Origin of the sequence: Neglectibacter sp. CSJ-5 (assembly GCF_032490475.1) — a bacterium.
Taxonomy (GTDB): Bacteria; Bacillota; Clostridia; order Oscillospirales; family Acutalibacteraceae; genus Hominenteromicrobium; species Hominenteromicrobium mulieris.
In genome coordinates this window covers 48,541-69,137 of record NZ_JAVYJC010000003.1, presented here as the reverse complement: position 1 = coordinate 69,137, position 20,597 = coordinate 48,541, and the positions used below count along the sequence as shown (strand labels likewise).

Here is a 20,597-nt window from a genome sequence, read left to right as displayed (position 1 = left end):
TTTTGAAGATTGACAAACGCCTAAAAGGACGGCTACAATAACCGCATAAAGGGGGCGTTTGTATGTTTATGAATGAACTGAAAAAGAGGAATGTGCCGAGTTTGAAATCGCGCACGGAGATGCTGGAGCTTTTGCAGCGGGAGGAATACGGCTGCTTGCCGAAGGCGCCGGAATCGTTCGTTTGGGAAGCGGAGCCCGGCGTTGCGGATAATTTCTGCGCGGGCAAGGCGACGCTGGAAAAGCTGACGTTTCGCGTTGTGGTAAACGGCAAAGATTTTGCGTTCCCGGTGTATTTGGCTGTGCCGACCGCAGAGGGGCCGCACCCGTTTTTTGTCCACATCAACTTCAGAAGCGATGTGCCGGACCGCTACATGCCGACGGAGGAGCTCATTGACAACGGCTTTGCGGTGCTTTCGTTCGGCTATGAGGATGTGACGCGCGACGACGGCGACTTCACCTCCGGCCTTGCGGGTGTTCTGTATGAAAACGGAAAACGCGCGCCGCATGACGCGGGTAAAATCGCACTGTGGGCGTGGGCGGCGATGCGCTGCATGGATTACGCCGAGCACGACGAGCGGTTGGACTGCGCAAAGTCCGTTGTGTGCGGGCATTCGCGCCTCGGCAAAACGGCACTGCTCACTGCTGCGCTGGATACCCGCTTCGCGTTTGGCTACTCGAACGATTCCGGCTGTGCCGGTGCGGCGCTGTTCCGCGGCAAAAAAGGCGAGCAGCTTGACGATATTTATAGGCAGTTTCCGTTCTGGTTCAGCGAATCGTTCGGGCAGTATGTCGGCAAAACGGACGCGCTGCCGTTTGACCAGCACTACTTGCTCGCGAGCATTGCGCCGCGCTATGTATACGTGGCGTCTGCGGCGGGCGACGACTGGGCAGACCCCGCGTCCGAGCTTTTGAGCTGCTATGCGGCGGCAGCGGGGGACAAGGAGGCGTTTCCCTATGAAGAAACGTCAGAAGACTACGATTTTAACCTGTACGCGGGCCGCATCGGCTATCACCGCCGTCCCGGTCTGCACTATTTCAGCCGTGAGGACTGGAACCGGTTTATTGCATTTTTTGAAAGCAAGCAATAAGGCGGTGTATAGCAAAAGGGCGGCATGCCGCCTTTTTGGGAACCCATACGACTGAGTTCCCTACGGTTCAAACGTCCCCCGGACGTTTGAACCTACCTTCCTAGTCTTTGGGGAGGCAAAAGGTATTTCGACTTCTGCGGAAGTCGACCAAGGGCTTTGCCCTTGGATTCTGTAACCGAACGTGTGCGTTCGGTTTAAGCTTCTTGAAAAAGCTTGAGCAAAACTTTGAGGTTCATAAGACGAAAAAACGGCGAAATCCTGAACAGGACTCGCCGTTTTCTTATGCTTTACTTTAATTCTTGCGGTTAAAATTGATGAGGCAGCCGGCTTTGACGATTTTCTTTTCGTCTTCCGTCATCGGGGCAATGTAAAGCTCGATCTCCTTTACTTCATCGCCGAGCACATACGCTTTAATGCTCTGCATATCGCCGTCCATGGCATCCAAAACGTTCGGGACGAGGATATAATCACCGATCTCGAAGGCGGGTTCCTTCTTCATCTGGAACGGCAGCATGCCCCAGTTCATCACGTTGGAGCGGTAGCGCTTGGTGGCATACTCGGAGCAGATATTCGCAAGGCCGCCCAAGACACGCTGGCAGCTTGCCGCCTGCTCGCGCGCGGAGCCGTCACCGGGCTTCACGCAGTAAATGACACTGCCGATTTCGATTGTCTTTTCATCGACGTCGGGCAGGATGTTTTTCACTTTCCCGAGTGCGCTTTTCAGAGCTTCATCGCTTTGTGCTTCGCCCGCAAGTCTCGTTTTTTCGAGTGCACGGACATCCTTTGCACGCTGCACGTAACCGGGGTCGCGGCGGGAGAGTGTGAACTCCGCAAGCCCCAGTGGGTTAGAGCGGTACGAAGACGTTTCGCCGGACGGGATCAATTCGTCGGTCGTTGTGACCTTATCCATGATCTTCGAGCAGACGCGCAGCAGAATGTTCTGCGCAAGTGCCTCCTGCTCCGGCCAATCCTTGATGTTCGGGCCGTAGATGAGCTTATCCTCCGGCTCTGCCTTGCCGAAGCCGTTGTAAATGCGGGCGCGGTAGGAGGAATCATCGTAATTGTATTCCGGTGCCTCGTAGTCGTCCGCGTACTTTTCGGCGGAGGTCAAAATGCCGCCGTTTGCCGCCGTTGCCGCGATAGAACGTGCGTCCATGAGTGCGACGGCGCTCAGTTGGCCTGCGCCCGGCTTGGAGCCTTCGCGGTTCGGGAAGTTGCGTGTGGCGTGGCGGATGCTCAGCGCGTTATTCGCCGGTGTATCACCTGCGCCGAAGCACGGGCCGCAGAATGCGGTCTTCACGATGGCGCCCGTCGCCATGAGGTCGGAAATGGCACCCTTTGCGAGCAGGTCCATAAACACCGGCTGTGAGGACGGGTAGACGTCCAGTGTGAATTCGCCCTGACCGCACTGCGCGCCCTTTAAGATGTGCGCTGCTGCCATGACGTTCGTATATGTGCCGCCCGCGCAGCCCGCAATGATGCCCTGCTGCACCTGCAAGCCCTTTGGGGTGATCTTATCCGTCAGACTGAATTCGATATCCTTGCCTTCCGTCAAGCGCGCGGCTTCCTTTTCTACCTCGCGCAGGATGTCGCCGAGATTCGCGTTCAGCTCGTCAATCTCAAACGCATTGCTCGGGTGGAATGGCAGCGCGATCATCGGCTTTACAGTGGAAAGGTCTACATAGACCAAGCCGTCGTAGTATGTCACGTCGGCCGGCTTTAACTCGCGGTAATCGTCCGCGCGGCCGTGCTTTGCAAGGTACGCCTTCGTGTCGTCGTCTGTGCACCAGACGGAGGTGAGACATGTGGTCTCGGTCGTCATGACGTCCACGCCGTTGCGGTAATCGGTCGTCATGCTCTTGATGCCGGGGCCGACGAACTCCATGACCTTGTTTTTTACGTAGCCGTTTTTAAACACCGCGCCGATGATGGCAAGCGCGATGTCCTGCGGGCCCACGCCCGGGCGCGGCTTGCCGGTGAGGTACACCGCCACAACGCCGGGATACGCGACATCGTACGTGTTTTCGAGCAGCTGCTTGACGAGCTCGCCGCCGCCTTCGCCGATAGCCATGGTGCCGAGCGCGCCGTAGCGCGTGTGGGAATCGGAGCCGAGAATCATTTTGCCGCAGCCCGCCATGGCCTCGCGCATGTACTGGTGAATGACCGCCATGTGGGGCGGCACATAAATGCCGCCGTATTTGCGCGCGGCGGAAAGGCCGAACACGTGGTCGTCCTCGTTGATGGTGCCGCCCACGGCGCACAAGCTGTTGTGGCAGTTTGTGAGCACGTAGGGGATGGGGAACTTCTCCATGCCGGAGGCGCGCGCCGTCTGAATGATGCCGACGAACGTGATGTCGTGCGAGGCGAGCGCATCAAATTTTAAGCGCAGGTTCTGCATATCCTCTGCGGTGTTGTGTGCTTTTAAAATGGAATAGGCAATGGTACCCTGTTTTGCCGTGTCTTTTTGGTAGGTCTCGGGTGCAGCGGCTTCCGGCACGATCTCTGTGCCGTTCACAAGGTAAACGCCGCCGTCATAAAGCTTTACCATATTCATTCACCGAAGCTTCCGAAGGAGCCCGGAAGCGATCCTTTCTTTTAGCATTGCATGGCCGCGCAGAAAATCCTGCGCTTAGTTGCTTTCAGTATAGCATAATAAAGGCGGATTTGCAATTTGCATTTCAGCTTTTTCATTTTGTTCAAAAACGGTTCAGTCTTCCGCGATGACTTTTGCTGCGGCGGAGCCCGAAGCGGTCTTCCAAATGCGGATCATCGTCGGGATGCGGCTTTGCAGTTCCGAAACGTGAGAGATGATACCGACGACGCGCCCGCTTTGGCGGATGCTCTCGAGCGCACGCATGGCGGTATCGAGTGTGTCGGTATCGAGCGAGCCGAAGCCCTCGTCGATGAAAATGGAATCAAGCCGCACCGCGCCCGAGTAGCTCTGCACGACGTCCGAAAGCCCGAACGCAAGGGAAAGTGATGCCAAAAACTGCTCGCCGCCCGAAAGTGTCTCTACGGAGCGGCACGTGCCGCTCATGCCGTCCAAAACCTCAATGTCAAGCCCGCCGTAGCCCGCGCCGCTTTTGCCCTGCTTGTGCTGCAAAGCGTAGCGCCCGCGGCTTAAAACGGAGAAAAAGCGGTTTGCGCTCTGAATGGTTTCATCAAGCATCATGCCGAGTACGTACTGCAAAAGCGGCACGCGCAAGGCGTTGCTGCGGCCGGTCACGTACCCCGCAAGCTTTGCTGCGCGGCTGTACTGTACGTCGAGCGCGGCGGCTTCCTCCGTGTATTGCTGCACGGCGGCGGCGCTTTCCGCAATGGTGCGCAGGTCGGAGCCAAAGCGCCCAAGCTGCACGGAAAGCGTCTGCGTTTCGGTGCTTTTCGCGTCCAGCTCCGCTTTGCTTTGCGGGAGGTCCTTTTCCGGCGCTGCGCCGAGGGCATTTTTCGCTTCCTTTGCGGCGAACATCTGCTGTGCGGCAGCTTTTACGGCCTCGTTTGCGGCAGAAAGCGCGTTTTCCGCGGCGTGGAACGCTTCATCAAGCGCTGCGGTCTCCTGCTCAAGCACGCGAATGCGCTTTTGGATTTCGGCCATCTCCAAGGTGATTTGCGCCGCATCGCGCACGGCGTCCATGGCGCTTAATTGGCGGCGCTTTTCTTCTAAAGCGGCGCGGCAAGCGGCAAGCGCGGCGTTGTGGCGGCTTTCGACCTGCATAAGCGCTTCACGTTCCGCTTTGAGTGTCTCAAGTTTCTTGTGTGCGGCCGGTGCCTGCGCTGCAAGCTTTTGCGCTTCGTTGAGCGCCGTTTGCGCCGTAATGTAGGTCGCGGTAAGCACCTCTTCACTTTCTGTGATGCTTTTTGCGGCATCGTTTGCAACGTTTAGCTGCGCGAAAGCGACCTCGTGCCGCGCTTTTGCGGCGGCGGCCGTCTGCTCGGCGCGGCTTTGCTCCTGCCGCAGGTCTTCAAGCTTTTTGCGCAGCGCATCAAGTTCTTCTTTTGTCGTCTCACCTGCGCACGGCACGGCGAGCACGGGGTGGTGCACCGCGCCGCAAACGGGGCAGGGCGTGCCGTCCGTGAGCCCTGTGGCGAGCGCGGCGGCGCTGTTCTGGTTCCATTTGGCTTCTGCCGCCGAGAGCAGCTTATCCTGCCCCACGACGGTCAGACGCGCGGTGCGCGCCGCGTCTTCGGCAGCTCCCCACAATTTTTTGCACTGCGCTTCGGCTTTGGCGGCGTCACTGCGCGTTTTCAGCGCGGCAAGCTGTTCGCTTAAGATGGTCTGCGTCTGTAAGAGCGACGCGAGCCGGTCTTTTGCGGCATCGGCCTTTTCGGTGAATGCTTCGCCTACCGCGATGCGCCGCAGTACCTCCGGCAGCTTTTGGCGGTCGTCCTCTGCTTGCTTCTGCACGGCGCGTTCGCGCTCCTCCTCGGCGCGCAGTTCTTTTAAAAGCTGCTCCTTTTGCAGGCTGCGTTCCTGCTCTGCGCGCAGCTGTTCGCTTCGTTTTAAAAGCGTGTCCTTTTCGGCGGTCAGCTTTGTAAGTCCCGCGCGGTTCTGCTCGGCGCGCGTATACTGCGCTTTGGCGGAAGCTGCCCGCGTTTCGGCGGTTTTCAGCTGCGCTTCGGCATCGGTCTCGGCTTTTTGGCACTGCTCAAATTGCAGTGCACGGGTGTATTGCTTTTGTGCGAGAGTCAGTGCTTCTTTCGCGGCGGCGAGCGCTTTTTCGGTCCGTGTGCATTCTGATCGAAGCGCTTCCGTTTGCACGGCGAGCGCCTCGGCGGTCTCCGCGCCATGCTTTTCGAGCAGCGATTTCAGTTTTGTCTCGCACGTTTCGCGCTTTGCGTACAGCTTTTTTTGCCGCTCCGTAAATTTCATCGCAATGCGCTCCCATAGCTCGCAGGAGAAAAGCGTTTTTAAAATGGCTGCTTTTTCGGTGGAATTCGCGCGCAGAAGCTGCATGAATTTGCCCTGCGGCAGCACGATGACCTGCGAAAATTGCTCGGCGGTGAGGGAAAGCAGATTTTCCGCGTAGCCTGTCACATTGCGCGCCGCACCCGAAGCGGCAAGCGCCCAGCCGTCTGCCGTGCGGCGCTTACACTCGTTTTCTTCCTCGGTGATAAAATCGTCGCTGCCGCGCTTTTTGCGGCGGTACAGCGCGCGGCGGAAGCAATATTCGTCTTCGCCGAGCGCAAAATGATAGACGACCTCGGTGCGGTCGCTGTCTGCGGCGGCAAGGCAGCGCATATCTTGAAACGTGCGCCGCCCGCCCGTCGATTTATAAAAGAGCGCGATGCTCATGGCGTCGAGCAGCGTCGTTTTGCCGCCGCCCGTCTGTCCGGTGATGAGGAACAGCCCCGCTTCGTTCAGCTTTTCAAAATCAATGACGGTGTGCTCCAGATACGGCCCAAACGCCGAAAGCTCCAAACGGATCGGTCTCACGTTGCATCGCCCTCCAGTTCCTTTAGAATTTCCGCAAGCAGCGCTTCGTCCTCCGGCTGCGCTTCCTCACCGCAGACCTCCTTTAAAAAGCCGCGGAAAAGCTCCGCGCGGCTTCGGCTGTGCAGATCGGCTTCCGCCTGCGTGCCTGCGTGCTGCTTTAAAAACCACGTGCTGCGCACGCCGAGTACATTCGGGTAATAGGGGCGCAGGCGGTCGGCCGGGCGGAAAACCGGCTCGTCGTCGGTGAGCAGAATTTCCACATAGTCTTCATTGGGCGCTGCCTGCCCGTTTTCGAGCAGCGCCGCAAACGTACCCTCTATGCGCTTTACGTCGTGCAGAGGGGTTACGGGAATGCACATTGTTTCCACCGTGTCGCCGAGCGTGACGAGCGTCATGCTTTTTTTCTGGTGCGCTTCGTCTACGGAATATTTGAGCGGTGAGCCCGCGTAGCGCGCCGTGTCGCCTGCCCTTTGCGCCGCGTGCAGGTGCCCGAGCGCCGCATAGTCAAACGGGGAGAAGACATCTGTCGGCACATCGCCCGCGCCGCCGACGAAAAGGCGGCTTTCGGAATCGGAGGTGGAGGCCCCCGCCGCAAAGCAGTGCGCGACCAAAACGTGCTTTTTCGCGGGGTCAAACGCTTTCTCCATTTTTTCTACCGCCGCGCGCATGCAGGCCCCCGCGCCGCGCAGCGTTTCATCGCCTAAAAAATCGCGCATCTGGGCGTTTTCAAAGTACGGCAGCGGGAAAATCTGTATGTTGCCGATCTCGACCGGCGTAAACGCGTCTTTAAGCTCCGTGATGATATGGATGCCGTGCCGCGCAAGCAGGTTTTTGCCCACCGCAATGCGGTCCGGGCTGTCGTGGTTGCCGGAAATGATGACGGCGGGGATGCTCCGTTCGCACAGCGCATCGATGAGCTCGTCGAATAAATGAATCGCATCGACCGAGGCAATCTGCCGGTCGTACAGATCGCCCGCAATGAGCAGCGCATCGGGCTTATATTCATCCAGCGCAGGCAAAAGCGACTGCCGCACAAAATGCCGCTGGTCATCCATTAAGCTGCGACCGTACAAAAGCCTGCCGAAGTGCAGGTCTGCAATATGTAAAAGCTGCATAGCGTCTCCTTTCAAATTTTTAATCTGACTTTTTTCTGAATTTGCCGGCGAGCACCTTTTCAGGGGTGTCAAACCGTGCTATAATAATAAAATAGTTAACAGTATTATATCATGTCCGTTGGAGGATAAACAGTGAGAAAACATAAATTTTTATCGATATGCGCAAGCGTTTTGCTGTCGCTTTCCGTTTTGACGACCGGCGTTTTGGCCGATACAGCCGAAAGCACCGCGAGCGAAAATTCCACAGCTTCCGATACCTCGACCTCGGAAACCGACACAACGACAAACACGGTCGTGGCCAAAAGCAGCGAAATGGGCTTTCCGTGCGATAAGCTCACAGACCCGAACAGCGCTTCTATCTATATGGTGAGCCTCGACACCGATACCGTTGTCTATACATATAATCCGGACGAGCGCCGCCCCATGGCTTCCATGACGAAGATCATGACGTATATCGTCACGGCGGAAACGGTCAGCGACCTGCAAAACACGCGCACTACGGTGCCGGAAAGCGTTGCCGAGGAGCTTGAGGGCACGGGCTCGTCTTTGGCGGAAATTCAAACGGGCGAAAGCTTTACCATCTATGAGCTTTTGAACCTGATGATGGTGCCATCCGGCAATGATGCCGCGCTGACGCTTGCAAAATATGTGGATTCTTTGAATATCACGGCCGACGACCCGCAGTATGACGAAAACGGTGACGGCAAAATGAGCTGTGTGGAGCTGATGAACAAGAAGGCCGCGGAGCTCGGCTGCACGAACACGCATTTTGTAAACCCGCACGGCCTGTATGATGAAAACCACTACACCACCGCGCGTGAGATGGCGACCATTACGGAGTATGCGCTGACAATGCCGTATTTTACGGACGTCACCTCGCAGACGTATTACACGCAGCCGCCGACGAACATGACAAGCGAGGAACGCACCGTCACCACGACGAACCGCATGCTTTTGAGCTATGACGATGAGTATTACACCTATGCCACCGGCGTAAAGACCGGCTCCTTGAATGAATCCGGCTACTGCATTTCCGCCACGGCTACGTATGACGGGTACAGTTACCTTGTCGTTTGCATGGGCAGCCCGTATATCGACAGCGAGGGCAACCATATCGATTATCACGGCGAAATGTACGATGCTGCGACGCTGTTCCGCTGGGCATTTTTGAATATCGAAAACAAAACGCTCGTTACGGACGGCGAGCTTCTCGGCGAGGTGAGCCTCAAATACGCGTGGGGCAAAGACCGCCTGCAGGTGCTGGCGCAGGGCAATCTCACCGCAACACTGCCGAGCAGTTTGGAAAGCGGCGCCATCACCACAAAGCTCGATCTGCCCGAAAGCGTGAAAGCGCCCATCAAAAAGGGCGATTACGTCGGTACCGCCACGTTCTATTATAACGGCACGGAGCTTTCCACCGTTGCGCTCGTCGCCGCGGAAAGCGTGGAGCGCAGCGAGATCGTGCAGGTTTTGCAGCAGGGGCAGGAGGTGCTCACCTCCACGTGGTTTATCGTTACGGCCACCATTTTGCTGGTCTTGGCTGCCGCGTATGCTATCCTTGCCATCCTGATGAACCGTAAAAACAAAAAAGTCCGCCGCGTAAAGAAATACAGAGATTTATAAGTACAGAACAAAACCCCGATCCGTTTAATGTGCGGAATCGGGGTTTTAACGTTCACGGAGCGAACAATTCACTTGCCGTAAAGCAAATTTCACCATAATCTCCTACGTTCTCACCTGCCGGCTCGGTCGGGGCTGGACGGTCGCCATCGGTTTATTTTTAGTGAAATATTTTGCTGACGCAAAATGTGAAATAACGCTTCGCACACAAGTGTGCTGTGCATTGTGATATATTGCGTCTTCGCCGCAATATGAAATGAAATAAATCTCCTCACGCCCGCAGGCATTTCACAACAACCGAAGGTTGTTCAGCTTGTCGAGAAACCCGGTTGCATATTACGCAGCAACCGGGTTTTTGGCATATTCGCAGAAGAAAGTGTGGAAAATCAAGAGATGGTGCTGGTCGTTCCACCTCCATGTTGCCAGCTTTTTCAGGTTCATGGCAGCAAACTTAAGCTTCACCCAGTTTGTCACCTGTGTGAGGCCTCTGTACTGTGTATAACGCATTGCGTGTTTTTCTTTTGCATCTGCAAAGACACGTTCAATCGTCTCTTTGCGTTTTCTGTAAAGCTCCTGGCACGCTGGCGTATATCTGGCGTCATCTGCCAGTTCTTCATAGTCCTTCCAGATATGCCGCTGCACTGTTTTGCCACAGTCCTTGGAATGGGTACACAGTTCTCTGGTCGGGCAGTTGGCGCATTTCTTCGGATCGCTCTTGTATTCCCGGTATCCGTCACGGTTTGTAGTGCTGTATTTTAACGGCTGGTATTCGGGGCAGATCACGCAGTCGTAGAATTCGTCGTAGACATACTTCCACCACTCGTGCCCGCCCTTCATGGTCTGGGGCCGCTTATAGGCTGTGGATAAAACTCGCCCATCGTCAAACACTTTCTTGCAGATATGGGGTGTTTTGTAGGCAGCATCGGCCACTATGGTCTCTGCCTGTGGAAAGTTCTCCGTTACCTTGTCGTATATATTTGGATTTCATTTTTTTACTATGGGAAATCTGTTATAAAAAGTCAAATTTTGGATTGGCTTCTAGCTAGCACAGAAAATGTTTTGGTTTTAACTTCCCAATACATTTTTGTCTTGGTGTTGAGATCCCCTGTTTGGATGATGAAACGGCACAGTGGAATTTCTGGGCCAGAGAATCCGCCCACAACAGGCAAAGTGGAATCGGCGGTTAGAATTAAAGCATCCTTTTCCATGTTAAAAAAGAATTGCTTCCGATCATAGAATGAAGCAGATACTTTTGCCACTCTGCCTTGATTATATAGAAATCCACGGAAAACAAAAGGCAAGATTAAGGGAGTATTTTGCGCACAGAATTTCTATACTCCAAATAAGGCAATATAATGTGGTGATCCACCTGAGTGTAGCGGCCGTCGATAAGACCGGTCAGGCGATCTACGGCGTATTGGACCACCTCTTGGTCGTCATGCTTAATGACCGTGATTCCCATAGCCTGAGTCCAGGCAGTGTCATCGAAGACGATCAAGCTCACATCCTGAGGAACTCGCAGGTCCAGCCGGGATAAGGCGCTGTAGGTGGCCAGGCCCAGCATTTCGGAAACCGCGATAATGGCCGTGGGGCGAGCCTTTTTGATGCACTGGAACACCTCTTGGGCGGTGACCCCTACAGGCAAGGGGACCACAGGAATTTCCGGGGAAGTGATGCCTGCTTTGCGGTAAGCCTGGTGACACCCCTGAATGCGATCCACGTCATCTGAAACAATCAAAATACGCCGGTGGCCCTGACTCAGCAGGTAAGAGGTAGCCATATCCATACCCAGCACATCGTTGTAGGCTATGGAATCCACCTGGGGATAGCACTTGCTGTGAAGCTGTAAAAACTTACAGTCTTGCTCCTTAGTCAGCAGTTCTGAGAGCTGGGGGATTAAGCGACTCATTATGGGGGAGAACACAATAGCCTCCACCCGGTAAGAGAGAAACGTTTGAATGGCGGGGATCAGCCGCTTGTCATAGTGGGTATCAGGCGCCATCAACAAGGAAAAGCCGTACTGTTCTTGGAGGATCTCCCCAATTTGAGAGATCATTTGGATGTAAAAGGGATTGCGAGGGTCAGGATCTAAAAAGGCCACTGTATGGTTGTTGTTCTTTTTCAATATACTGGCGGCGTGGCTAGGGGTGTAGTTCAACTGGCGGGCTGCCTCTAAAACCAACTTGCGGGTCTTTTCCTTCACCACTGTTTCCCCTCGGAACACCCGGGACACTGTGGCTGGGGACACTCCCGCTAAAACGGCAACATCTTTGCTGGTTGGCATATTAAAACCTCCATTGTGAAAAAAATAGACAAAAATTTCAAAAAATTTTCAAAAGCTCTTGACACACGGACGAATTGCGACTATAATAACTACATAAAACGATTTGACAACGTAATCATTGTGTAAAACGCTTAGCAAAAAAGCAAGCTCTGTGCTGTTTAAAGGTAAAGAAAAGAATGATAAAAAGACCTCTTTCCTTTAAGGTGTATTTTAACTCAAATTGACAACGTTGTCAAGCGGAAATTTACAAAACCACATTTTTTTGAGAACAGGGGTACCTCTGTTGGCAAAAAAGAAAGGGGAGGCGTTTGGCGTATGGAGTTGTTTTACGAGCCCAAAAACGCGGTGGTAGGAGATGTGATTCCCTTTTACGATAAAGGCTGCTTTAAGCCCTTTTATCTCAAGGGGAACAGAGGCTACTTTGGAGATGATAGCACCTCTGGTTGGACTATGCTCACCACCCAAGACCATCTGCACTTTACCGAGACTCCCACGGGAATTCGAGGGGGAACAGGCTCTGTGCTGCTGGTGGATGAAATGTATCATCTCTTTTACTGCACTTTTAAGCAAAATCCAAAACGGGAAACGGTGAAGCATGCTGTTAGCAAAGACCTGGCCCACTGGGAGACCTTGGAGGAAGAGAGCTTTACCGCCGACGGGGAGATCTACGAATTGACTGATTGGCGCGATCCTTTCGTCTTTTGGAACGAGGGCGCAAAAGAGTGGTGGATGCTGCTGGCAGCCAAGGAGCGAGGCAAAACGGCCCGCCGCGGATGTACAGCCCTGTGCGTCTCTCAAGACCTACACCATTGGGAGATTCATCCGCCTTTCTATTCCCCCCGTATGCACACCAGCGCTCACGAGTGTCCCGATCTGTTTAAAATAGGCGACTGGTACTATCTCATCTATTCCCAGTACACGGGGCGTTTTCAAACCTATTATCGTATGAGCAAATCTCTTAATGGTCCGTGGATCGCCCCGGCTAACGACAGCTTCGACACCCGCTGCTTCTACGCGGCCAAAACCGGGACCGATGGCCAAAACCGTTATCTCTACGGATGGAACCCAACCCGGTATTACAACAACTGGGATTACAATCCTCCTATTTACCCCGGCAAGGATTACAATTCCTTCGATTGGGGTGGGGCTATGGTGGTTCATCGGTTGGTGCAAAATCCCGACGGCACGTTGGGTGTCACTGTGCCCGACGCGGTGGACCAGGCCTTGACAATCCACAACAAAATTCCGTTGTCCCCCATGAACGGCCCCTGGGAAGTGGGAGAGACCTTTGCCGCCACGGGAAATCCCCACGGATTTAGCACACTGCTGTTCCAAAACCGGGTACCGGAGGTGTGCAAGCTAGAAATGGACCTCACCTTCTCTGAAACAGTGCGGGAGATTGGCGTGGCCCTTCAGGTGAACCGGGAGTTCGGCACGGGATATTACCTCAGCTATCAGCCCCACAGGGCTCGGTTGGAGTGGAAATCGGGCCTGCGGATGTATGACGAGGGCGGCTGGACTTTCCCCTTCGATGTGGAGATGGAACGCCCCATCGCCCTAGAACCCAATATGCCTCATAAGCTGAAGGTGTTCATCCAGGGCTCTATCGTGGTGGCCTATTTAGACGGGCAGGTTGCCCTGAACACCCGAATGTATGACTACAGTCACCAGCTGTTCGGCCTGTTCGCCTCCAACGGAACGGCCCGTTTTGATAATATCCGCCTGTGGACCTGATAAAATATCGCATGAGAAAGAAGGGGAACCTATGGAGTTGTTTTACCGACCTGGAAAAGCCGTTTTGGGAGATGTGATCCCGTTTTACGATGATGGTAAGTTTAAACCGTTCTTTTTGAAAAATACTCGGGGTAACGCCGGCCACGAGGACGGCTGGCATATGCTCACCACCCAGGACCACCTCCACTTTCAAGAGCATCCTACCCACATCAAAGGGGGTACGGGTTCAGTTATTAAGGTGGACGGTGTGTACCATATGTTTTACTGCACCTTTAAAGATAACCCCCGCCGCCAGTTTGTCCGCCATGCGTTGAGCAAAGACCTGGATTCCTGGGAGATCCTAGACGAAGTGCTCCCACCTGATGGGGAAATTTATGATTTGTCCGAGTGGCGCGACCCCTTTGTCTTTTGGAATGAAGAGGCCGGGGAGTGGTGGATGCTGTTGGCCACTTCGGTGATAGGAAAGACTGAACGCCGAGCCTGTGTGGGTCTGTGCGCCAGCAAGAAGCTGGATTTGTCTGCGTGGGAGTACCGGCAGCCTCTGTACGCTCCTATGGCTGCGGACGGCGCTTGCGAGTGTCCCGACCTGTTTAAAATGGGCGACTGGTATTACCTGGTGTTCTCCAACTACTGCGACCGGTTCACCACTATGTATCGCATGAGCAAATCCTTAAACGGCCCGTGGATCACCCCGGAGCAGGACACCTTCGACTCTTGCGCCTACTATGCCGCCAAAACCGGAACCGATGGAAAGGACCGGTATATCTACGGCTGGAATCCCACCAAGGAGCTGCCCAAAAAGATGTTCAACCCGGCCAACCGCATTAGTCAGGACGTGTGCGCCTGGGATTGGGGCGGCAACATGGTGGTACACAAGGTGTTGCAAAACCCCGATGGCACGCTACGGGTGGCGCCAGAGCCCCATGTAGACACCGCCTTGGGACATAAAGCTTCGTTGAAGGTGGAGCCCCTGCTAGGAAACTGGCAGCCGGCGGGTCAGGGAGGCGTTCTCTCTTCGCCAACAGGCTTTGGTGGTATACTGATGAACCAGGTGCCACGGCAGTGCAAACTGGAGGCCACTTTAAAATTCAAGCCAGGGACCCGACAGTTCGGCATCGCCCTGCAAGTGGATGAAAACTACGACACTGGCTACTATCTGGTGTTGGAACCGGCCCGCAATCGTTTGGAGTATGTTTCGGGCATTCGCTTTTGGGGCGAGGACGGAGAGGGCGGCAAAATGTTCCCCTACGCGGTGGAAATGGAGCGTCCCCTTCGGCTGGAAGCCGGGAAGGAATATAAGTTGAAGGTTTTTGTGGAGGGGACCGTCCTGGTTGTCTACATCAACGACGACATCGCCATGAACGCCCGGATGTACGACTATCAGGACCGCCGGTTTGGTCTGTTCGCCATCGACGGGGAAGTGGAGGTCGAGGCCCTGGAGCTGTTTACCTTGTAATGCGTTTCGCGTTACTAGAGACAAATCGGAAAGGATGGAGCCCGATATGGAGGGTAGAAAACACAAGTACACAGTCAGAAAAGTGCTGGAAAAGTGGCAGTTGTATGTGTTGCTGTTGCCGGCCGTGGTTTGGTTGATTTTGTTTGCCTATTATCCCATGTATGGCCTGTTGATCGCCTTTAAGGATTACAAGGGAAACATCGGCATTTTGGGAAGCCCCTGGGCAGACCCGATCTTAAAGCATTTCGAAACGTTCTTTAGCACCAGCATCGCGGTGAACGCCATTTGGAACACAGTGATCATTAGTTTGCTGACGCTGGTGGTCGGGTTCCCAGTTCCCATCATCTTTGCCCTGCTGCTTAACCAGATTCGCGGAGGAAAGCTGCGCAAGACAATTCAAACTATTTCCTACGCACCCTATTTTCTCTCTACGGTCATCATCGTCAGCATTATCTCGCTACTGTTTTCCGCCAACGGCCTCATCAACAGCATCATCACCGACCTGGGTGGAAAAGAGATTTTCTTCACCAGCTTGCCCGAATGGTTCCGGCCTTTATATGTGGGATCATCGGTGTGGCAGAGCATGGGCTTTAACGCTATCATCTACATTGCGGCTTTGGTGGGTATCAGCACCGACTATTATGAGGCGGCCATTGTGGACGGCGCCACTCGGTTCCAGCGGATTCTCCGCATCGATTTGCCGTTGATTCTTCCTACCATCATCCTGATGCTAATTTTAAACGTGGGTAACATTATGAACGTTGGCTACGAAAAAGCCTTTTTGATGCAGAATAACATGAACACCACGGTCAGTGAGCTGCTTTCCACCTATGTGTACAAGGTGGGCTTGCAGCAGGCGCAGTACAGTTTTGCCACAGCGGTAGGCCTGTTCAACTCAGTTGTCAACTTTATCCTGTTGGTCTTGGTGAACTTTGTGTCCAAGCGCTTCAGCGATATCAGCGTGTTTTAGGGGAGGAGGGAGCATTATGGCGGTTTTTAAAAAGAATACCAGACCGATTAAGCAGTCCGCGGGCGACCGTGTGTTCGACATTGTCAATGCCATCATTATGACGCTGATCACCATTGTCATTGTCTATCCGTTGTATTATGTGCTGCTCGCCTCCATTACAGACCCCACGGTGGTCAACACTGGCAAGCTGTTGCTGTACCCGGAAGCCCCCTATATCGATGGATACAAGCGGGCTTTCAGCTATGCCCCTCTGTGGACGGGCTATAAAAACACGCTGATTTACACCTTCGTGGGTACCATTATTTCGCTTATTTGTACCATTCCAGCCGGCTACGCTCTGTCTCGCATGGACTTGCCGGGCCGCCGGGTGATTATGTTCCTGTTTACCTTCACCATGTTCTTCAACGGCGGCATTGTACCCCTGTACTTGGTGGTGCAAAACCTACATATTTACGACACCATTTGGGCGGTGGCGCTGCCGGTGGCTGTTTCGGTGTACAACCTGATTGTGTGCCGGTCGTTTTTCGACACGGGTATTCCCATAGAGATGCTGGAGGCTGCCAAAATTGACGGGTGTAACGACTTTGTGTTTTTCTTCCGCATCGTCATTCCCCTGTCCTCCACTATCATCGCAGTGATGTGCCTGTTTTACGCCACCGCACTGTGGAACCAGTTCTTCAACCCGCTGATGTTTCTCTCTGGGCAGGACAAGATGCCCTTACAGGTAGTGCTTCGCAACCTGGTGTTATCCAACCAGGTCAACTCTATCACCAGCAACGCTCAGGAGATCGCCATGCGCCAGCGCTTGGCGGAGCAGCTGAAATATTGTACCGTCGTACTTGCCGCGGCCCCGCTGCTGATAGTTTACCCCTTCTTGCAAAAATACTTTGCAAAAGGCGTGATGGTCGGCGCGGTGAAAGGGTAAGTAAGAAGGATAGAAAAACTTTTTTGCAAGGAGGAAAAAACAATGAAAAAACGTTTGTTGGCCATGTGCCTGACGCTCAGTCTGCTGGTAGCAAGCCTTGCCGGCTGCGGCGGAGGCGGCGACTCTTCCACCTCATCCGGCGGGACTTCCAGCGCAGCCGGTGATTCCAGCGTTTCCAATGGCTCCGCTGCGGAGGTGGACGAGACCCAATACCCCGGTTTGACCGACCAGGAGAAGGAGGCCGTAAGCCTGGGCTTAATCAACCTGGACGGCACTATGCCCATCATCCCCGACCCCGATGCCTTTGAAGAAAAGTATGGGAAGATCAGTATGTTTGTCCACTACACCGGAAGCCGTACCCGGGGCGTTACCGAGCTGGAGATGGTCAAGCAGTGGGAAGAACTCACCGGAGTTCGTTTTGAATGGCAGGATGTACCCTACGACGGCGTCGCCGAGAAGATCAACCTGACCCTGTCCGCCGGCGGTGACCAGCTGCCTGACTGCTTCTGGAACTTTGTGGACGGCCAGTCCAGCAACTTTGTCACCCAATATGCGGACCAGGGCGTGTTCCTCCCCACCGAGGACATCATCGACAACTATATGCCCGAGTACAAGGCCCTGTTGGAGAGTAAGCCCGAATACCGCAAAATTGCCACAGCGCCAGACGGCCATATATACGGTTTCCCCTACATTGAAGAGATGACGGGAATGGTGCTGACCCCCGGCCCCTTTGAGATCAACACCGATTGGTTGGAGCAGGTTGGCTTGGATATGCCTACCACGGTTGACGAATGGGTAGAAGTCCTGAAGGCTTTCCGCGATGCCGGCGACTTGAACGGCAACGGCGTGGAGGACGAGTATCCCCTGGCTGTGCAGTTCGGCGCCCACGACACCTTCGGCTCTAACGACCTGTTCTACCGCTTCACCGCTTGCTTCGGCCAGGCCGATTCCTACTGCGGCGGCAACAACTACGCCGATCACCTGTACATTGACGAGAACGGCAAGGTCGCCTTCTCCGCCACCGACGAGGCCTTCCGCAAGACTGCGGAGTTCTTCAATATGCTGTGGAACGAGGGCCTGATCTGGAATGGCTCCTTCGAGGCCGACACTAGCCTGTCTTTCGAAAACTCCCTGCTGAAGCAGGATGTGGCCACAGTGGGCACTTTCAGTACTTGGGGTGGCAGCGCCTCCATCAACAACATCGATGTACGTAACCAGTATGAGGCCCTGCCCCGCTTGGAGGGTGAGAGCGGCAGCACCGGTTTCCGCCTGAATTACTCCGAGCTGCAAGACACCTCCAACACTGCCATCACCACCAACTGCGAGTTCCCACATGTCATCGGCCTGATGCTGGAAGCCATCAACCGTGATCCCAAGCTGGCTATCACCTCTAACTGGGGCTCTGTGGGCTCTGTATTTGTGGAGGAAGAGGACGGCTTCCTGTTGAAGCCCACCGATGAGAACGGCAACACACTTCCTCAAGGCGAGTTCGCCGACGGCCAAAATTCCGCCCGCGAGAACACCACGCCCTGCCGTGGTTCCTTCATCATCAAGGACTCCTACTACGATATGTGTACCTTTGACGCCCCCATAATTATCAATGGCCAAATCACCAACGGCAAGGAAGAGATTATGGAAGAATACGCTGACAGCGTTATGCCCAAGGTGATGCTCTCTGTGGAAGAGTCCTCCCGCATTTCTCAAATCCAGCCCACCATTTCCGACATTGTGGACCGCTATGTGGTGGATTGGGTTCTCAACGGCGTGACCGATGAGTCCTGGGAGAGCTATCAGAGTGAGCTGGAAGGTGCCGGTTTGGCTGATCTGCTCTCTGTGTGGCAGAGCGCCGTGGACCGCTATAATGCAGAGTAAAATGCATCTTTTTGTTAAAATATAGGGATAACGTCTAGCAGAAACCCTATTAGTCAAAGTGAATGTTTGGCTGATAGGGCTTTCTGCATAAAATAGGCATTTAAAAACGTTTCATTGACATTTCGAAATCGCTAAATTCAAGGAAAAACAAGTGTATCGTACAAACGCGGGCGGGAAATAACCTTGCCCTTTCTGGACCGAAGAGCCTGGAGAGAGCTAGGACCGCTCAAAAAAGAGAGGAGCGAAAGGAAATGAACTATAAAGAGCTGGGTAAAAGCGGAGTAAAGGTATCGGAGCTTATCCTGGGGTGCTGGGCCATGGGAGGGGACTACTTTGGGGCCACGGAGGACGAGAGCTCCCTGGAGGCGCTGCGGGTGTCCTATGAGAACGGGGTCAACACCTTTGACACGGCGGAGATCTACGGCAGCGGGCGCTCCGAGCGGGTGGTGGGAGAAGCCGCCCGGCGAATCGGCCGGGACAAGGTGAAGATTATCTCCAAAGTGTTCAAGCCGTCCATGGACCACGACAAGATGGTGAAGGCCTGTGAGGACAGCTTGTCCCGCCTGGGGACGGACTATCTGGATGTGTACTTCCTGCACTACCCTATCCCTGAGGAGGAAGTGAGCATTCAGGAGCGGATGGAGACCATGACGGAGCTGAAGAAAGCGGGGAAGATCCGTGCCATCGGGCTTTCGAACTTCTCCCTAGAGGAGATGAAGGCAGCCATGGAGTACGGGCAGGTGGATGTGATCCAGCCCTGCTACAGCCTGCTATGGCGGTACGACGAGGAGCTTTTGAAGTTCAGCTTGGAAAATGACATCGCGGTTATTCCCTACAGCACCTTGGCTCAGGGCCTGCTGACTGGCAAGTATCAAAAGGGTGCCACTTTCACGGACGGCCGCAGCCGCGCCGCCCTGTTTCAGCCGGAGAACTATGATCGCGCCCTGGAGGTGACCCAGGTGTTGAAGGAGATCAGCGCCAAATACGGCAAGACCCCGGCCCAGGGGGCCATCGCCTGGCTACTGCAGGCGCCAGGGATCACAGCTCCCATTGTGGGCGCGAAAAACGGGAAGCAGGCAGCGGAGAATATCCAGGCCTCTGGGTGGCAGTTCTCAGAGGAGGACTACGCCGCCATCGACCGGGCCAGCCGGGAGTTCACAGAGGGCCTGCCCCATTACACCCTGTTCTTCAACACCAACACAGCGGACTGAGAGAAAGGAGTCGTTTGAGATGCCATTGGTAAAGGTCAACGACCTGCTGCGGCACGCCACGGAGGACCACTACGGCGTGGCGGCGGTGAACGTGTGCAACTATGAGACCATCAAGTGGGTGGCGGAGGCGGCGGGCCGGGAGCGGATCCCTGTAATCATCCAGTTCTACCCGGGGTTTGAGAAGTACATCGCCTTAAAGCATGTGGCGTCCATCGCCAAGGACTTCGCGGAGAAGTCGGAGGTACCCATCGGAGTACACCTGGACCACTCGGCGGGGTACGGCATCGCTGTGGGCGGCGTGCGGGACGGGTTCCCCTCGGTGATGGTGGACGGCTCGGCCCTGCCCTATGGGGAGAACGTGGCGCTGACCGCGGCAGTGGTGCAGGCGGCAGGCGTGTTCAACGTGGACGTGGAGGCGGAGCTGGGCCATGTGGGATCCGGGGCAAATGTGGACGACATTGTCAACGCGGACCACTACACCAACGTGGAGCAGGCGGTGGAGTTCGTGGAGCGGACCGGGTGCGGGTCCCTGGCGGTGGCGGTGGGCAACGCCCACGGGGCCTACGTCCAGACGCCCAACCTGGACTTTGAGCGGATCGCCGCGCTGCGGAAAGCGCTGCCCATCCCGCTGGTGCTCCACGGGTGCTCGGACATCCCCCACGAGCAGCTGCAGGAGAGCGTGCGGCTGGGCATGAGCAAGTTCAACATCGCCACGGAGTACTTCCGGGCCTGCTACGCCAGCGTGGAGAAGCAGGTGGCCGCGGGAGAGGCCAAGGGGAACCTGTTCGGCCTGATGAACGCGGCGGCGGAGGACGCCATCGAGTTTGTGCGGGGGAAGATGCGGCTTTTAAACCCCAACAAGTTTTCATTTTAAGGGAAGGCCCACAGGGG

Annotated in this window: 15 protein-coding genes; 9 read left to right on the top strand and 6 right to left on the bottom strand. The window is 55.0% G+C overall.

Going from position 1 to position 20,597, the window contains the following annotated elements; all coding sequences use genetic code 11:
• Positions 1–62: 62 nt before the first annotated feature.
• A complete protein-coding gene (locus R2K26_RS07080) occupies positions 63–1,088 on the top strand; it encodes a hypothetical protein (RefSeq protein WP_316519385.1) in 1,026 nt (341 codons plus the stop codon).
• 292 nt (positions 1,089–1,380) lie between these two features.
• Here the strand turns inward: R2K26_RS07080 and R2K26_RS07075 are convergent, their stop codons facing one another.
• The 3 genes from R2K26_RS07075 to R2K26_RS07065 form a co-directional block, all read right to left on the bottom strand.
• On the bottom strand, positions 1,381–3,636 hold the full coding sequence (locus tag R2K26_RS07075) for a hydratase (protein ID WP_316519631.1): 2,256 nt from the start codon (positions 3,634–3,636) through the stop codon (positions 1,381–1,383).
• Between the two features lie 159 nt (positions 3,637–3,795).
• Positions 3,796–6,519 (bottom strand): SMC family ATPase, encoded by a 2,724-nt coding sequence (locus R2K26_RS07070; protein ID WP_316519384.1) that lies wholly within the window; start codon positions 6,517–6,519, stop codon positions 3,796–3,798.
• Entirely contained in the window at positions 6,516–7,634 is a 1,119-nt protein-coding gene (locus tag R2K26_RS07065; protein WP_316519383.1) for an exonuclease SbcCD subunit D, read from the bottom strand. Before R2K26_RS07065 ends, R2K26_RS07070 begins: the two co-directional genes overlap by 4 nt.
• 132 nt (positions 7,635–7,766) lie before the next feature.
• Here R2K26_RS07065 and R2K26_RS07060 point away from each other — a divergent pair, with 132 nt between their 5' ends.
• Positions 7,767–9,257 (top strand): D-alanyl-D-alanine carboxypeptidase family protein, encoded by a 1,491-nt coding sequence (locus R2K26_RS07060; protein ID WP_316519382.1) that lies wholly within the window; start codon positions 7,767–7,769, stop codon positions 9,255–9,257.
• Between the two features lie 333 nt (positions 9,258–9,590).
• On the opposite strand, the gene R2K26_RS07055 is transcribed toward R2K26_RS07060, so the two are convergent.
• The 3 genes from R2K26_RS07055 to R2K26_RS07045 form a co-directional block, all read right to left on the bottom strand.
• Positions 9,591–10,091: a transposase gene (locus R2K26_RS07055; RefSeq protein WP_316519381.1), complete on the bottom strand. Its 501-nt coding sequence runs from the start codon at positions 10,089–10,091 to the stop codon at positions 9,591–9,593.
• A 182-nt stretch (positions 10,092–10,273) separates the two neighbouring features.
• Positions 10,274–10,462 (bottom strand): hypothetical protein, encoded by a 189-nt coding sequence (locus tag R2K26_RS07050; RefSeq protein ID WP_316519380.1) that lies wholly within the window; start codon positions 10,460–10,462, stop codon positions 10,274–10,276.
• A 95-nt stretch (positions 10,463–10,557) separates the two neighbouring features.
• Entirely contained in the window at positions 10,558–11,538 is a 981-nt protein-coding gene (locus R2K26_RS07045; RefSeq protein WP_316519379.1) for a LacI family DNA-binding transcriptional regulator, read from the bottom strand.
• Positions 11,539–11,853: 315 nt separating this feature from the next.
• Here R2K26_RS07045 and R2K26_RS07040 point away from each other — a divergent pair, with 315 nt between their 5' ends.
• The 7 genes from R2K26_RS07040 (at position 11,854) to R2K26_RS07010 (ending at position 20,580) form a co-directional block, all read left to right on the top strand.
• Positions 11,854–13,272, top strand: coding sequence for a hypothetical protein (locus R2K26_RS07040; protein WP_316519378.1), 1,419 nt, complete (start codon positions 11,854–11,856; stop codon positions 13,270–13,272).
• 31 nt (positions 13,273–13,303) lie between these two features.
• Positions 13,304–14,728, top strand: a complete 1,425-nt coding sequence (locus R2K26_RS07035) for a glycoside hydrolase family 32 protein (RefSeq protein ID WP_316519377.1) — start codon at positions 13,304–13,306, stop codon at positions 14,726–14,728.
• Between the two features lie 46 nt (positions 14,729–14,774).
• Positions 14,775–15,698: an ABC transporter permease subunit gene (locus R2K26_RS07030; protein ID WP_316519376.1), complete on the top strand. Its 924-nt coding sequence runs from the start codon at positions 14,775–14,777 to the stop codon at positions 15,696–15,698.
• 16 nt (positions 15,699–15,714) lie between these two features.
• A complete protein-coding gene (locus R2K26_RS07025; RefSeq protein WP_316519375.1) occupies positions 15,715–16,623 on the top strand; it encodes a carbohydrate ABC transporter permease in 909 nt (302 codons plus the stop codon).
• Between the two features lie 42 nt (positions 16,624–16,665).
• A complete protein-coding gene (locus tag R2K26_RS07020) occupies positions 16,666–18,495 on the top strand; it encodes an extracellular solute-binding protein (protein WP_316519374.1) in 1,830 nt (609 codons plus the stop codon).
• A 251-nt stretch (positions 18,496–18,746) separates the two neighbouring features.
• Positions 18,747–19,706: an aldo/keto reductase gene (locus R2K26_RS07015; protein ID WP_316519373.1), complete on the top strand. Its 960-nt coding sequence runs from the start codon at positions 18,747–18,749 to the stop codon at positions 19,704–19,706.
• A 19-nt stretch (positions 19,707–19,725) separates the two neighbouring features.
• The gene (locus R2K26_RS07010) at positions 19,726–20,580 is read left to right on the top strand and encodes a class II fructose-bisphosphate aldolase (RefSeq protein ID WP_316519372.1); all 855 of its coding nucleotides are present in this window, start codon (positions 19,726–19,728) and stop codon (positions 20,578–20,580) included.
• Positions 20,581–20,597: the final 17 nt, after the last annotated feature.

Coding starts and splice junctions, on each gene's coding strand:
- R2K26_RS07055 (WP_316519381.1), bottom strand. CDS start 10,091: ATGAAGGGCGGGCACGAGTGGTGGAAGTATGTCTACGACGAATTCTAC.
- R2K26_RS07010 (WP_316519372.1), top strand. CDS start 19,726: ATGCCATTGGTAAAGGTCAACGACCTGCTGCGGCACGCCACGGAGGAC.
- R2K26_RS07015 (WP_316519373.1), top strand. CDS start 18,747: ATGAACTATAAAGAGCTGGGTAAAAGCGGAGTAAAGGTATCGGAGCTT.
- R2K26_RS07020 (WP_316519374.1), top strand. CDS start 16,666: ATGAAAAAACGTTTGTTGGCCATGTGCCTGACGCTCAGTCTGCTGGTA.
- R2K26_RS07075 (WP_316519631.1), bottom strand. CDS start 3,636: ATGGTAAAGCTTTATGACGGCGGCGTTTACCTTGTGAACGGCACAGAG.
- R2K26_RS07045 (WP_316519379.1), bottom strand. CDS start 11,538: ATGCCAACCAGCAAAGATGTTGCCGTTTTAGCGGGAGTGTCCCCAGCC.
- R2K26_RS07025 (WP_316519375.1), top strand. CDS start 15,715: ATGGCGGTTTTTAAAAAGAATACCAGACCGATTAAGCAGTCCGCGGGC.
- R2K26_RS07040 (WP_316519378.1), top strand. CDS start 11,854: ATGGAGTTGTTTTACGAGCCCAAAAACGCGGTGGTAGGAGATGTGATT.
- R2K26_RS07050 (WP_316519380.1), bottom strand. CDS start 10,462: ATGGAAAAGGATGCTTTAATTCTAACCGCCGATTCCACTTTGCCTGTT.
- R2K26_RS07035 (WP_316519377.1), top strand. CDS start 13,304: ATGGAGTTGTTTTACCGACCTGGAAAAGCCGTTTTGGGAGATGTGATC.
- R2K26_RS07030 (WP_316519376.1), top strand. CDS start 14,775: ATGGAGGGTAGAAAACACAAGTACACAGTCAGAAAAGTGCTGGAAAAG.
- R2K26_RS07065 (WP_316519383.1), bottom strand. CDS start 7,634: ATGCAGCTTTTACATATTGCAGACCTGCACTTCGGCAGGCTTTTGTAC.
- R2K26_RS07080 (WP_316519385.1), top strand. CDS start 63: ATGTTTATGAATGAACTGAAAAAGAGGAATGTGCCGAGTTTGAAATCG.